General features: G+C 70.1%; 11 protein-coding genes and 1 pseudogene. 4 read left to right on the forward strand and 8 right to left on the reverse strand.

The window, feature by feature from the left end; all coding sequences use genetic code 11:
- Positions 1 to 24: 24 nt before the first annotated feature.
- Positions 25 to 914: pseudogene (locus ACFVJX_RS05195) on the forward strand (TIGR03619 family F420-dependent LLM class oxidoreductase).
- Positions 915 to 1,260: 346 nt separating this feature from the next.
- Here ACFVJX_RS05195 and ACFVJX_RS05200 read toward each other — a convergent pair.
- Entirely contained in the window at positions 1,261 to 1,701 is a 441-nt protein-coding gene (locus tag ACFVJX_RS05200) for a VOC family protein (RefSeq protein ID WP_384123990.1), read from the reverse strand.
- Between the two features lie 411 nt (positions 1,702 to 2,112).
- On the opposite strand from ACFVJX_RS05200, the gene ACFVJX_RS05205 reads away from it, so the two are divergent.
- On the forward strand, positions 2,113 to 2,559 hold the full coding sequence (locus tag ACFVJX_RS05205; RefSeq protein WP_384123992.1) for an anthrone oxygenase family protein: 447 nt from the start codon (positions 2,113 to 2,115) through the stop codon (positions 2,557 to 2,559).
- A 434-nt stretch (positions 2,560 to 2,993) separates the two neighbouring features.
- A complete protein-coding gene (locus tag ACFVJX_RS05210) occupies positions 2,994 to 3,917 on the forward strand; it encodes an endo-beta-N-acetylglucosaminidase H (protein WP_384123994.1) in 924 nt (307 codons plus the stop codon).
- A gap of 259 nt (positions 3,918 to 4,176) precedes the next feature.
- Here ACFVJX_RS05210 and ACFVJX_RS05215 read toward each other — a convergent pair whose 3' ends face one another.
- A complete protein-coding gene (locus ACFVJX_RS05215; protein WP_384123996.1) occupies positions 4,177 to 6,897 on the reverse strand; it encodes a family 78 glycoside hydrolase catalytic domain in 2,721 nt (906 codons plus the stop codon).
- A gap of 284 nt (positions 6,898 to 7,181) precedes the next feature.
- Between ACFVJX_RS05215 and ACFVJX_RS05220 the strand changes: the two genes are divergently transcribed.
- Positions 7,182 to 7,565 carry a DUF4259 domain-containing protein gene (locus ACFVJX_RS05220; protein ID WP_384123997.1) on the forward strand — a complete coding sequence of 128 codons (384 nt, stop codon included), beginning with the start codon at positions 7,182 to 7,184 and terminating at the stop codon, positions 7,563 to 7,565.
- Between the two features lie 51 nt (positions 7,566 to 7,616).
- Here the strand turns inward: ACFVJX_RS05220 and ACFVJX_RS05225 are convergent, their stop codons facing one another.
- The 6 genes from ACFVJX_RS05225 to ACFVJX_RS05250 form a co-directional block, all read right to left on the reverse strand.
- On the reverse strand, positions 7,617 to 8,663 hold the full coding sequence (locus tag ACFVJX_RS05225; protein ID WP_384123999.1) for an iron-containing redox enzyme family protein: 1,047 nt from the start codon (positions 8,661 to 8,663) through the stop codon (positions 7,617 to 7,619).
- A complete protein-coding gene (locus ACFVJX_RS05230; protein ID WP_384124001.1) occupies positions 8,660 to 8,935 on the reverse strand; it encodes a CDGSH iron-sulfur domain-containing protein in 276 nt (91 codons plus the stop codon). Before ACFVJX_RS05230 ends, ACFVJX_RS05225 begins: the two co-directional genes overlap by 4 nt.
- Positions 8,919 to 9,596 carry a HemK2/MTQ2 family protein methyltransferase gene (locus tag ACFVJX_RS05235; protein ID WP_384124003.1) on the reverse strand — a complete coding sequence of 226 codons (678 nt, stop codon included), beginning with the start codon at positions 9,594 to 9,596 and terminating at the stop codon, positions 8,919 to 8,921. The genes ACFVJX_RS05230 and ACFVJX_RS05235 overlap by 17 nt, the downstream gene beginning before the upstream one ends.
- A 466-nt stretch (positions 9,597 to 10,062) precedes the next feature.
- Complete coding sequence (locus ACFVJX_RS05240) at positions 10,063 to 10,452, reverse strand: hypothetical protein (protein WP_384124080.1); 390 nt, start codon at positions 10,450 to 10,452, stop codon at positions 10,063 to 10,065.
- A gap of 274 nt (positions 10,453 to 10,726) precedes the next feature.
- Entirely contained in the window at positions 10,727 to 11,863 is a 1,137-nt protein-coding gene (locus tag ACFVJX_RS05245; RefSeq protein ID WP_384124005.1) for an FUSC family protein, read from the reverse strand.
- Positions 11,864 to 11,933: 70 nt separating this feature from the next.
- Complete coding sequence (locus ACFVJX_RS05250) at positions 11,934 to 13,550, reverse strand: phytoene desaturase family protein (RefSeq protein ID WP_384124007.1); 1,617 nt, start codon at positions 13,548 to 13,550, stop codon at positions 11,934 to 11,936.
- Between the last annotated feature and the right edge of the window lie 47 nt (positions 13,551 to 13,597).

Below are 13,597 nucleotides of genomic sequence, written 5' to 3' on the forward strand. Positions count from 1 at the left end.
GACGGAATACCGAAACGACTCGCCATGAAGCTTGGTTTCACACTTCCCATAATCGGGCCCGCCATCAGCAGCGCAGTCGGCCTGAGCGCGTTCTGCCGCGGGATCGAGGACCTTGGCTACGACACGCTGTGGGTCGGCGATCGCCTGGTCCAGCCGGTCGATATGCACAGCACCTATCCGGGCAAAGAGCAGCCGTACCCGCCACAGATGAAGCGTTACCTCGACCCGGTGCTGCTGTGGACCGTCGCCGCGACGGCGACCAGGCGGGTGCGGCTGAATGCCAGCACGCTCAGCACCTTCTACTACGAACCGCCGCACCTGGCCCGGATGGTGACCACACTCGACGTGCTCAGCGACGGCCGTCTCGAGGTCGGCGTGGGACTCTGGTGGATGAAGGACGAGCACGACATCTCCCGCAGCGCGGACTGGCACCGGCGCGGGCGGATGCTCGATGACCTGCTGGCGTTCCTGCACGAGTGGTGGACGACCAACCCGGTGTCCTGGGACGGCGAGTTCTTCTCGCTGCCGCCGGTCCACGCCGACCTGCGCCCGGCGCAAGCGGTGGGTCGCCCATCTGGGTCGGCGGCACCAGCGAGGCCGCGATGCGCCGGGTCGGCCGCAGCGCCATCGGCTGGCTCGGGATCGATTTCCTGCCGGACGAGGTCGCCGACCAATTGTGGTCGCTCGCGCGCCGGGCGGCGCAGGAGGCCGGCCGCGATCCCGACGCGCTGAAGAAGGCCATACGTATCAACCTCGAACCGGGCACGTTCGTCGATTCGCTTACCGACAAGCTCAAGCGCTTCGCAGAGTCCGGTGCGGACGAGGCGTTCGTGGACGCCTTCGCGCTGTTCCCCGACCTTGACCAGATGCTTGACTTCGCCGGCCAGGTGATCGCGCGCACCGGTCGGTTGTGACCACCCAAGAGCCGGACAACCAAGGGCATCCCCGCCTGTTGTTTCGCCGAGAACGCGGTGTTGAACAGCCCGCTCGGCGATGAGCCGCACAAGGGTCACGAGCCCGTCGTGGAAGCCAAACACACTGTCGCTCAAAGCTTCGGCGACTCCGACTGGTAGCTGAGGCCCTGTCTTCGTGCCCGGCAAGCAGCTTGACCAGCCGGACTATCGCTGTGACAGCACGCCGTCCCGCCCCCGCACCGATCGCCCCCGCCCTCCTCGTGACGGCCCTCGTCACGACACGGCCGGGGGCCGTCGTCCGACGTCGCTCCGCCGCGCGGGCCGCTCGTACAGCAGCAGGCCCGTGTCAGCCGATCTGTTCGGCCAGGCCGATGATGATGCCTGCGGGGCCGCGGAGGTAGCAGAGCCGGAAGGCGTTCTCGTACTGCGCCACCTCGCCGAGGAGTTCGGCGCCGTGGGTGCGGAGGCGGGCGATGGTCTCGTCGATGTCGTCGACGGCGAACATGACGCGGTGCAGGCCCAGCGTGTTGGGCGGAGGATTCCGCGGCTCGGCCTCGGACACCTCGGGGGCGTGGTACTTGGTCAACTCCAGCTTGCTGTGACCGTCCGGGGTCCGCATCATCGCGATTTCGCTCCGGACGCCGTCGAGGCCGACGGTGTGGTCCGCGAAGAGGCCTTCGATCTGCGCCCTGCCTTCCAGTTCCATACCGAGCGCGGTGAAGAAGGCGACAGCCGCGTCCAGATCGTCGACGACGACGGCGACGTTGTCCATCCGCTGAATAGTCATGGCTCCGAGCCTAACGACTCGCGGTGGCGCGGGGCCGGCGGCGACATGGTGACGGCTGCGCAGGTTGAGCGGATCATGACGTCCGGCTGGGCCTGCTGCCCCGCTGCCCCGCTGCTCCGCCGACGCCGGCGTCAGACCTTGACGCCCAGCTCCCCGTACACGTTGATGTCGCCGTCCGTGACGTGGTTGATGTCCTTGTACCGCGCCTTCTCGATCTCTTCGAGCTCCGTCAGGTGGGACAGCTCGCGGGCCGTCGCCTGAGTCGCTCGCGGCCCGCCCGTTCGTGGTGCTCCTTGCGTTCCTGTACCGACATGACGATTAGTTCCTAGCGCCGCTAGACAATGGTGCGGCAGTAGTAATAGCGTTGCCTCAACATCTAGCGACGCTAGGTAAGTATCGGGAGGGATTGTCATGCTCAACGCACTCCAGGTGTTCACCACCGTGAGCGTCGGCCTGATGGTGGGGGTGGAGTTCTCCGTCGCCTTCGTCATCAACCGCATCCTCGACGCACTCCCCGATGACAGCCGTCAGCTGGGTCGCGCCCACGGGGGGCGGATGCTCGGTGCCGTCATGCCGTTCTGGTACATGAGCTCGCTCGTCCTCGTCGCGGTCTGGGCCGTCGCCGGATGGCACCACCACCGCACGGGCCTCGTCGCCACCTCCGGCGCGCTGCTGGCTCTCAGCGTGATCATGTCGATCCTGCTCCTCGTCCCGATCAACAACCAGGGCAAGACGTGGACCCCTGACAACCGGCCCGCCGACTGGGAGGAGCAGATGAACCGCTGGGACCGCTTCCACTACGTCCGCGTCGCCATCCTCGTCGCCGCGCTGACCCTGCTGGTCGTCGCCCTCGCCTGACCCCGCGGGGCGGGATCCGGCACCTGGCGCGGCGGTTCCTGCTTCGACGAAGAGCGCATCGGTTCCACCCGCGGCGACGGCTCGACCATCCCCGGTAAACGGATGGCGCTTGAGGCGTTCCTCGGTGAACTCCCTTACATCGGCTTCGAGTTCGGGCGTCTCGCCGAACCGCGAGCTACCGGGGAAGCCCACGGCATCGAAGAGCGGCGCGCCCCGAGCCCCTCGGGCCGCCTTCCTTCTCGCCGCCGGAATGCGGAAGGCCTGGTTGTGCGAGGCCCCTGCCGAGCCCCGAACCGGTGCGGCCGGCGTGGAGGTTGTGAAGAGTTCGCGCCCGGCTCTCCGGATTCGGTGACCGGGGCGGAAAACTCGGAGGGCTCACCCGGCGCCTCCGAACGACTCGGACGCCAGACTATGCGATGGGAGACCGATCAACGATGTTCACTCCGGTACGGAACAGAGTACGGACGGCCGCGCTCGCGCTCTCGGCTGTCGCGGCGCTCGCCTTCGGTGCGACAGCCGCGAACAGTGCGGCAGCGGCCCCCGAACCCGCACTCGCGAAACAGGGGCCGACCTCGGTGGCGTACGTCGAGGTGAACAACAACAGCATGCTGAACGTAGGCAAGTACACCCTCGCGAACGGTGGCGACAACGTCTTCGACGTCGCCGTGATCTTCGCGGCGAACATCAACTACGACACGGGCGCGAAGGCGGCGCGTCTGAGCTTCAACGAGAACGTGCAGCACGTCCTCGACAACGCCGCCACTGAGATAAGGCCGTTGCAGGAGAAGGGCATCAAGGTCGTCCTCTCGGTGCTCGGCAACCACCAGGGTGCCGGCTTCGCGAACTTCCCGTCGCAGCAGGCGGCATCGGACTTCGCGGGTCAGTTGTCGGACACCGTCGCCGAGTACGGCCTCGACGGCATCGATTTCGACGACGAGTACGCCGAGTACGGAAACAACGGCACCGGCCAGCCCAACGACAGCTCGTTCGTGTACCTGGTGTCGGCGCTGCGCGCGAACATGCCGGACAAGATCATCAGCCTCTACAACATCGGCCCTGCCGCGGCGCGTCTCTCCTACGACGGCGTCGACGTCTCGTCCGAGTTCGACTACGCCTGGAACCCGTACTACGGCAGCTGGCAGGTGCCCGGCATGGCGATGCCCAAGTCGAAGCTGTCGCCGGCTGCCGTCGAGATCGGCGGGACCTCGCAGAGCACGGCCGCCGACCTCGCACGCCGCACAGTCAGTGAGGGGTACGGCGTCTATCTGACGTACAACCTCGACGGAGCCGATCGCAGCGCCGATGTCTCCGCGTTCACCCGGGAGCTGTACGGCAGTGACGCCGTCTACACGCCGTAGGCCGGCCGCAGGACCCGGTGCGCCGTGCTCCTGCGGGACCTGCCGCACTCCGTAGGGGTGTACCCCGTGCGCGTTGGACTCCTGACAACGATGTCGGGGTCCTGAGCGTCGTCCTGGGCGTGGCCCTGGGCAACGTCGTCCTGGTGGGGGCGGGGGTTCGGACAGCCGCTTCGTCGGCTGCCGGATCCCCGCCCTCGGCCGGGTGCCGGCCCGGACCGCGCGATGGAGCGCGGCCGGCCCGGCACATCCGAGGTGACGGTCAGCGCACGGTGAACGTCCACACACCCGAACCGATCCGGTAGGTGGCGCTCCGGTCCGTGGTCCGGGTTCGCTCGGCCCCCCGCGTCGCCTCCACCCGGTCGTGACGTGCCGTCACCGGAACCTCCACCACCGCACGGCTGTTGGCCGGGATGGTGACCGTCAGGCGCAGCGAACCGCCGGCCCGCCGCTCCCACGTGCTGGCCACGCGCCCGCGCACGGTCTCCAGCGCGGCGGAGACGTGGCTGAGGGAAGCGGGCACCGTGGGCGCGACGGTGATCTCGCGGTAGCCGGCCTTCGCGGGCCTGATACCCGCCAGCACGGTGTACAGCGAGGTGTTGAGGCCGGCGAACATCGCGTGGTCGTGCGTCTCCATGGCGGAGCTGTAGAGCCACTGCTCCCAGCTCGCCGTGGCCCCGTGGGCCAGCTCGAAGCCGAAGCCCGGGTAGTCGCGCTGCTGGAGCATGGTCATCGCGAGGTCGGTGCGGCCGATGCGGTCGAGGGCGTCCATCAGGTGGCGGGTACCGAAGATGCCGGTGTCCAGATGGCTGGCGTCCTTCTCCGTGATCGTCCGCACCAGCTGGTCGCCGACGGCTTCTTCGCGCGCCTCGGGCACCATTCCGAAGGCGAGCGGCAGGACGCTGGTCACCTGGCGTCCGCTCCCGTAGGTATCGCCGGCCTCGTTGAGGAAGTGCCCGTTGAAGGCGTCCTCGATGCGGTCGGCCAGCCCCTCGAAGTGACGGGCGTCCTCGGAGTGCCCCAGCGCGTCGGCTGCCTGCGCCGTCACCTCGGCCTGCCGGAACGACAGGGCCGTGTTGACGAGGGACACCTCGCTGGTGCAGTCGCCCGCACCGGGACTGCCCATCCCGCCGTTCGACTCGGGCCCGTGGTCGGGCGGGCACCAGTCGCCGAAGCCCTTGTCCTGCGGCCAGATGAGCCCGGGGGTCTCTGCCGCGTTACGGTCGACGAAACGCTTCATGTCCGGGTACGCCGTCTCCAGCGCGTCCCGGTCGCCGTACTGCTCGTACACCGTCCACGCCAGGACCACCTGGCCCCCCGCCATGTCCGGGTACTGCGCCTTGACGTCGTCGGAGGGCAGAGCCGTGCCCGGCGGCATGTCCTGCAGGTATTTCGCGTAGAAGCCCTCCATGCCGAACTCACGGACGGCTGCGTCCCCGTAGGCCTGGACGTCCATGGCCGGCGGTGTCCGCTCGTCCCGGACGGGGGTGTCCGTAGGGGTGCTCATGGAGTTGTTGATGATGCTCCAGCGGTTGTTGCGCCAGATGCTGTTCAGCATGTCGCTGGAGGAGGTGAAGCTACCGGTCGACGGCACGTCGGCGTGCACGACACGGGCTTGCACAGCGCCCTTCGCCGGACGTCCGGGGGAGCCGGTGACCTCCAGGTACCGGAAGCCGTGGTAGGTGAAGCGCGGCTCGTACGTCTCCGGCTCTCCCGTGCCGGCGAGGGTGAAGGTGTCCGTGGCGGCTGCGTCCCGGTTGGTCGCCGTGTCGAGCAGACCGTCGGCCCCGAGCTCCTCCGCGGTCCGCAGAGAGACGCGGGTGCCCGCGGGGCCCTCGGCCCGCAGCCGTGCCCAGCCGGCGATGTTCTGCCCGAAATCGTAGACGTAGGTGCCCGGCCGGGGCTCCGTCACCTTCAGCGGATCCAGAGTGTCCGCCACCTCGACCGCGGGCATGGTGCTCGCGCGCAGTTCCCCCTCGGGGGCATCCGCGCCGGTGGTGGACTTCCAGGAACCGTCGTCGAAGCCCGGCCGGTCCCAGCCCTCCTGCTGCTTGCGGGCGTCGTAGGACTCGCCGTCGTAGAGGTCGTCGGCGGTGACCGGACCGGTGGACCACTTCCAGGTCGGATCGGTCGTCAGCCGGCTGTGACTGCCGTCGGTGTACGTGACGTCGAGCAGCATCACCGCCTGCCGCTTGCCGGTCCAGCGGAAGCCGTACGGGCTGAAGTTCTTGCCGTACCCGTTCCCGAGCCACAGTCCCACGGAGTTGGCGCCGCCCCGCAACTGACGGGTCACGTCATAGGTGTCGTACAGCACCCGGCGCTCGTAGGGGGTGTTGGCCGGGGCAAGTACGTGATCACCCACCTTCGCGCCGTTCAGCCGCAGTTCGTGGAAGCCGAGTCCGGCGACATAGGCGCGCGCCCTGGCGACCTTCTTGTCGGCGAGTCGGAAGTCCTTGCGCAGCAGCGGCGCTCCCGCCTCGTCGTCGGACGGGGCGATCCACCGCGCGCCGTGCCAGTCGTCGGCCGTACGCAGCGCCTGGTCCCAATGGGCGGGTGCGCTCCACGGGGAGGGCCTGCCGTGCGCGTCCCAGACGCGGACCTTCCAGTAGTAACGCGCCCCAGGGACAAGCGGTTTGCCGCCGTACTCCACAGCGACCGACTCGCTCGAACGACGCCTTCCGCTGTCCCAGACATCGCCGTGCCCGCTTGCCGGCCCGGCCGGGCCGCTCGACACCCGGACCTGGTAGGCGGACTGAGTGGCGTCGCGCTCCCCACTCGTCAGCTTCCAGCCCAGCAAAGGGTGTTCGGCCTCGACGGCCAGTGGGTCGGTGCGTCCGTCGACGGTGACACTCCGCAGGTGGAGCCCGCCGGCCGCTACGGCGGGATGCGCGCTGCCGGTGAGCAGCGCCACCGTCAGGAGCGCGGCGGCGCACAGGGGTGCCGGTGTTCTCCTGGGTGTGGCGCGGGTGCTGCGTAGACGCATGGGGGAGCCTTTCGCAGGCAGCTGCTGGGTCAAGTCCCGTGCCGTGCGGGCGCGCGACACCGGGGTGGGTGGTGAAACGTTTCACGAGACCTTAGGTGGCTGCTGCGAGAAGCGTCAACGGTTACGGCGGCTCCGGCTCACCCGGCTCCGCCCCCCTGTTCCTCCCGGCCGGGACCGGTGCCGCAGGCGGTCGGCCCGGGTTCCGGGCCTGCTGTCAGTGGGCTCTGCTGTGATGGCGGACGGAAGCGAAGACATACGACTATCTGCGACGCGGAGGCGGAAGAGTGGGCACGTGGGGCGCGGGCAACTTCGACAGCGACACGGCGGCCGATCATCTCTCGGAGCTGGCCGACCGGCTCCTGAGCGAGGTGACGGAGGCGATGGCCGGCGACCCGGCGGGGCTCGAACCGGACGAGTACTGGGGTGTGACCGTCCCCTGCAATCTGGAGCTGCTGCTCGTTCTGGACCGGCAGGGGTGGGTGGGCGTGTCGCTTCCGTCGCCGGATGTGATCCGGACGTGGCATGAGACGTTCCTGGCGGTCTGGGAGCGGACGATCGACGACCTGGAGCCCGAACCCGCCTACAAGGACGAACGCAGGGCCGTGCTCAACGGGACGTTCCAGCGCCTGGCCGAGGCGTCGGCGGCAGCGGTGGTAGCCGTCGAGTAGCGGCAGGTCCGGCGGCAGTCGCTGCGGAAACGGGCCGGCGCGTCATGGTGCTCACGGGCTGCCGGGCTGCCGTGCGGTCGCGGCCAATGGGATTCGCAGGGCGGAGCGGCCGTCCCGCCAGGCCTCCAGCAGGAGCGAGCCCAGCCTGTCTTCGAGCAGACCGGTCGCCTCTATGCCGAAGGCCACGTCGGCGTCGAGACCGGGCTCGGCCGCCAGGAGGGGGCCGATCACCTCGTGCCGGACGACCTGTTCGTGCACGGCGTCGGCCTCGACGTGCTCGTCGTAGAAGCGTGCGGCGGCCGGCCCGGCACCCGCGCGTCGCATCGCCTTCGCGAGCCGCCGGGACCCGGGCGAGGACGTCACCTCCACGGCGGCGAAATGCCCGACGAGGGTGCCGCGCAACGCCCTGTGCAGACCGAACAGCGACATCACGTTGACCGTGCACAGCGCCTGCGCGGGAGCCGCGTCGAGATAGTGGCCGTAGGCGTGTTCCAGACCGAGGTCGTCCATCAGGTCCGCGAAGAGCCGGGCGTGGATGTCTTCGGCGCGCCCGCCGCCGAACTCGTCGAACTCCACCGCCACCATGGCGGCTTTCGCACGGCCGTGGAGCCGGGGGATGACCCAGGCATGGGGGTCGGCTTCCTTGAGGTGGTAGAGGGAGCGCAGCGCCGCGTACTCCCGGATCTGCCAGAGCGCTCCCTCGTCCTGGAGGTGGTCGCTCACGCCGCTGCCGTCGTCGGCGGCCGGTTCGACGAGGATCGCGGCCAGGGCGTCGTCGGCGCTCGCGCCGCCCGGCACGTCCGTCCGCAGCGCGTTCAGGAAACGGCGTTCCAGTGCTCCGCGCAGTCGCAGCAGGTCCGGATCCCACTCACGGTCGTCACCGACGCCGTCGAAGCCCTGGTAGTGCAACTCGTACAGCACATAGAGGGCCAGTTGGAGGTCGTCCCCGTACGGCTCGGCCTCCGCCACCGTCTGCGGATCCACCACGGGAACGTGGCCGTCCCGCAATGCCGACAGGACGGCGCCGGAGAGAACGCCGCGCGGGTCCGGCAGCGCCGGGCTGCCGGCGCGCGATTCGAGGTAGGGCGCTGTGCTCATGACGCCTCCTTCGAGTCAGAGGCCGAGGCCGAGTCCGAGTTCGCGGCGGTGGCCGTTTCGGGCGAGGTGCCGGAATTCGGGGCCGCGCGGTGGCGGTGGCTGGTGTCGCACCAGGGATAGGTCCGGCTGCGACGGCAGGTGCACACCGCCACCATGAAGCGATCGGAGGTGGCGGTCACGCCGTCGTCCCCGGTGACGGTCACGGGCCCTTCCACCAGGAGCGGTCCGTTGCGGTCCAGGCGGATACGGCGGGAGTCAGCACTGTCGCGCACGGATGACCACCAGTTCTTCCTTGTCCTGCTCCTCGTCGTCCATCAGTCCCTGCCGGCGCAGCCACGGCAGTCTGGACCGCAGCACCGGACCGAGCGGGACGAGTTCGCGGTCGATGACCTCCGCGTCGAGGCCGGCTCTTGCGAGAACATCGATCGTGGTGCGGATGCCGCACATCTTCGAATGGACCATGAGGAGTGTGCCACCGGGCCGCAGGGCGGTCGCGGCTGTGGCGCAGACGCGGTCGACGACAGCGCGGCCGTCGCGGCCGCCGTCCCAAGCACGGGCCCTGCCGCGCAGCGGCGGGAGAACGGCCGGCGCGGGCACGTACGGGGGATTGCTGATCACCATGTCGTACTGTCCCGCGTCAAGGGCGGACAGATCGCGGTAGCGGACGGTGACACGGCTGCGGTGGAGAGCGGCGTTCACCCGGGCGCACAGCACCGCCCGGTGGGAGATGTCAATCGCCGTGACCCGTGCCCCCAGCCGGGCGGCGGCCACCGCGAGGGCCCCGCTGCCGGTTCCGATCTCGAGCACGTGCGTCCCGGGGCTGAAGTCCTGCCGGCCGAGGGCGCGCATGAGGAGGTGGGTGTCGTGCTGCGGGGCGTAGACGCCCGGCACGGTCAGCATGCGCCGTTGCCGGCTCGGAGGTGACAGGGCCATGCCCGACTCTCGCCCTCGTAGTGGCGACGACTGGCCGCCGCGCGTCCAGGATGGACCGCCCGCCGGTGGTCCGCCACTCCGGCGGTTACGGACTGTGGCCGGCGTTCCTCCTTGCCCCGCGGGACCGGGAGGGACAGGAACAGACATGCGGAACCTCCGTAAAGGGGTGTGGCGCGGGTGGGACGGCGCCGCGCCGCACCCGGCGCGGGCTGTCCCCCGGAGAGGAGAGTCCGTTGTGTGCATCCGGGACAACCGGACCATGAGCGCCTGTCCTGGAATCCTCGTCCCATCCCTCGCGGGCCGACATTGTTCGGAACAGCCCGCCTCGCCGTACTCGGGGCGATGCGCGGGGGCGTGCCGGTCGAGGGGCAAGGACGGTGGCGTCGTCTCCCGGGAAGCCGTGGCAGGTGTCGGTTACCGACTGAGACCTGTGCCGCGGCTGCACTCCCTGTCGTGCCAGTGGGGCTCAGCTGCCACGGTCGGGTTTCGGTGTACGGCCAAGGGGGCGGCGGGCCCTTTTCAGTTCGGCTTCGTGCAGGTGGTCGCGGCCCTGCGCGAGCTTGTGGACCAGATGCTGCTCGATGTCGGCGAAGGGCCGGTAGTACGTCCGGTTGTACGCCTCGACGAGCTGGAAGGTCCAGTGACCGGGAATGACGTTGCGGCCGAGAACGTCCCGCTCGACGAGGTCTGCCTCCTGATCGTGGCCGGCCTCGCGCAGGAGCCGGACCGCGTCGCCCACGCTGAAATCGGCCGACCCGGTCAGCTGATGGAACTCGTACAGCGCGCCGCGGGCGCGTTCGGTTGTCTCCAGTGCCTTCGACAACGCGCCCAGCGCTTCGACGGTTTTGTCGCTCATGCCTTCGGGGCGCCGGTGCGCGGCGTCCGGGGTGCTGTTCTGTTCATCGCTCACGCAGGCACTCATGCCCGGAACATCCGCGCGCCTATCGGCGTGGTCGCACTTGGTCGGGTTCCGGCCCGCCGGTCGCGAGCTCCGCCGGCGCCGCTTACCCGGATGCTCGCGGGAACAACGGTGAGCGGGAACAACGGTGAGCGGGAACAACGGGGAGGGGGAACAACGGAGGCGGATGAACGGTTCCGGTACGGGCGGCGGGGCCGGGGGCCGGGGCCGCTCAGGGCGGTGGAGCCAGTTCCATGAGCAGCTGACGTGTCTCCAGCAGCAGTTCGCCGCCGACGGCTGCCGCTGTTCCCTCCTGTTCCCGGAAGTCGCCGGCGAGAGTGCGGTGTGAGGTCCATGCCTTGTCGAACGCCGCCTCGCGCCGCTCGACGGTGGAGGGAACCGACGGGTCGGGCTCCTCGGCGCACACGCGGGCGGCCTGCTCCAGTACGTCGGACAGCTCGACGAGAAAGCGGGACGGAGGCGTGGGAAGACCCTTGTCGTCGTCGCCGATTTCGTTCAGGGTGCGTGCGACGGCGAGGATGCGGGTGCAGATCCGGCCCCACCGGACATCCTCCGCGAAGGGTGGGGGCGCAGGGCCCGTCCGCCGCAGCCGTCCGCCCGGGTTCCAGCGCGCGCCCTCCGTTGCCCAGCGCCTGGCGTCGGCCACGCCCTGGAGGGACAGTTGGAGACGGGACGCCTCGGCGTGCCAGTCAGCCGTCTTCACCAACGCGCTGTCCTCGCGCAGGCCGTGCGCCATGGCGTCGAGCAAGCCCGCGGAGTCCCGCGCGAGCAGGCGCAGACGATCACCGACGCTGCGCAGATGGACCGGGGGCAGGACGAGGGCGTTGACCGCGATGCCCACCACCGCGCCGATGAGTGTCTCCAGCAGCCGGTGACCGACCGTGGAAGCGCTCGACGATCCGTACGTGATCACGAAGAGCGCCGTGCTCGCCCCGAGGATGCCCTGGCTCCCGAAACGCCGGTAGTTCCCGAGCAACGTCATGAACGGCAGGGTGAGAAGCATGGCGGCCATGGTCTGGTCATGCGTCAGGGCCATGGCGGCCGAGGCCCACACCGTGCCCAGGGCGATGATGACGAACTGCTGGGCGCCCGTGCGCAGTGACTGGTAGACGGTGCCACTGATCAGGGCGACCGCCGTCCACGGAGCCAGGAACGCCATGGGGGCGTGCAGCCACCACCCCGTCAGGGCCCAGGCGATGATCGCCGCGGCTGCTGCTTTGAGGGACTGGACGAGGGTGTCCCGTTCGGGCCCGGAATCCTCGAACGCGCTGTGAACGGAACTCCGGACCGCGGCCCACTCCCGCTCGGCCCACCGCCCGGCAGCCGACCAACGTACCTCCCGTGCCAACCCGTTCACTCCCTACAGGGCGGCCCTTGTCGCCGCCCGCCCGAAACGTCATGGATGTGAGGGCCCGGCTTCAGGGCTGTCCCTTGCGGTCGCGGTGTGTCAGCCGGCTCTGGAGGTGGGACAGGGCGCCGGTGCGCTGCCGGCGCAGAGCGGCCCGCGCGGCGTTGGCGCCCGGAGCACCGTGGACCCCGCCGCCGGGGTGCGCGGAGGCGGAGGCGAGATAGAGACCGGGGACGGGTGTCTCCGGGCGGCCGGTGCCGGGGGAGGGGCGGAAGACCAGTTGCTGGTGCACGGCTGTCGTACCGCCGTTGATGGCGCCACCGTGCAGGTTGGCGTCCAGGCTCTCCAGCGTGGGCGGGGCCAGGATGCGCCGGGCTCTGATCAAGCTGCGGAAGCCCGGTGCATAGCGCTCGACCTGCGCCTCGACCCGGTCTGCCATCGTCTCCTGTTCCCGGACGTCCCAGGAACCGGTCAGCCCGGCTCCTCCGGCGTCCCCCCGCACCCGGTGAGGTACATGCGTGTACGCCCACGCGGACTCGGTGCCCCGGGGCGAACGGCTGGGGTCGGTTGTGCTCATCTGACCGAAGAGGGCGAACGGCTCGTCAGGAACACGGCCCATGGCGATCTGGGCGGCGAAGCGGGTGAGGCCGTCCACGCCGTCCGCCAGGTGGACGGTCCCGGCCTGCGAAGCCTCTGGGCAGGTCCAGGGCACCACGCCGTTCAAGGCCCAGTCGACCTTGAAAGTGGCGAAGTCCCACTGGAAACGCTTCAGGTCGGCGAGCAGCCGTCCGGGAAGGTGCTCCTCCGCCACCAGGGAGCCGTAGAGCGCGGGCGCGGACACATCGGCCAGGACCGCCCTGCGGGCCCGGACCGCCTCGCCGCTCGCGGTGCGTACGCCGACGGCCCGGCCGCCGCGGACGATGACCTCGCTGACGGGTTCCCCGCAGCGGACGGTCCCGCCGCGGCGCGCCAGTCGGCGGACGAGTGCGGAGGTGAGTGCACCCGAGCCTCCGGTGGGAACGGGAAAGCCGTAGGTCTGGCCGAGCATCGACATGAGCCAGCCGAAGCCGCCGCTGCCCGCCGCTTCCGGCGAGAGGTCCGCGTGCAGGGCATTGCCCGCGAGCAGGAGTCTGCCGCCCTCGCCGCGGAACTCCTCCTCGCCCAGACGCCGTACCGGCAGCACCATCGTCCTGGCCAGCCGGAGCCCGCCCGCCGTACGCAGCCGCAGCGCCAGCCGTGCCCCGGCGCGTACCGGGGGGAACGGCGTGAACAGGGCGTCGAGGATGCCGGGCCGCAGCGTCTCCCAGACCTCCCGGAGTTCCTTCCACGCGGCCCCGTCCCCGGCGGCGAACGTCTCCATGTTCGCGGCCGTCTCCTCCAGATCACGGCTGAGAACGGCGCAGCGACCGTCCAGCAAGGGGTGGGCGAGCACCTTCGGGGCGTGGCTCCAGCTCAGCCCCTCACGTTCCAGACGCAGGCCGGCCAGGACCGGGGACGCGGCTGCGAGGGGATAGAAGGCGCTGAAGAGGTCGCTGGTGAATTCGGGATCGACCCCCCGGTCGTGCCGGACCGCTCCTCCGGGTTCGTCCTGGGCTTCCAGGACCTCGACGCTCCAGCCCGCGTCGGCCAGGAGGTTCGCCGCGACCAGCCCGTTGGGGCCCGCCCCGATCACTACGGCGTCCGGCATGGCTCACTCCCGGCTCGGTGGTTGGCGGCCCGTTCGGCGATGCGGCT

Source organism: Streptomyces sp. NPDC127177, assembly GCF_042672475.1.
Taxonomy (GTDB): domain Bacteria; phylum Actinomycetota; class Actinomycetes; order Streptomycetales; family Streptomycetaceae; genus Streptomyces.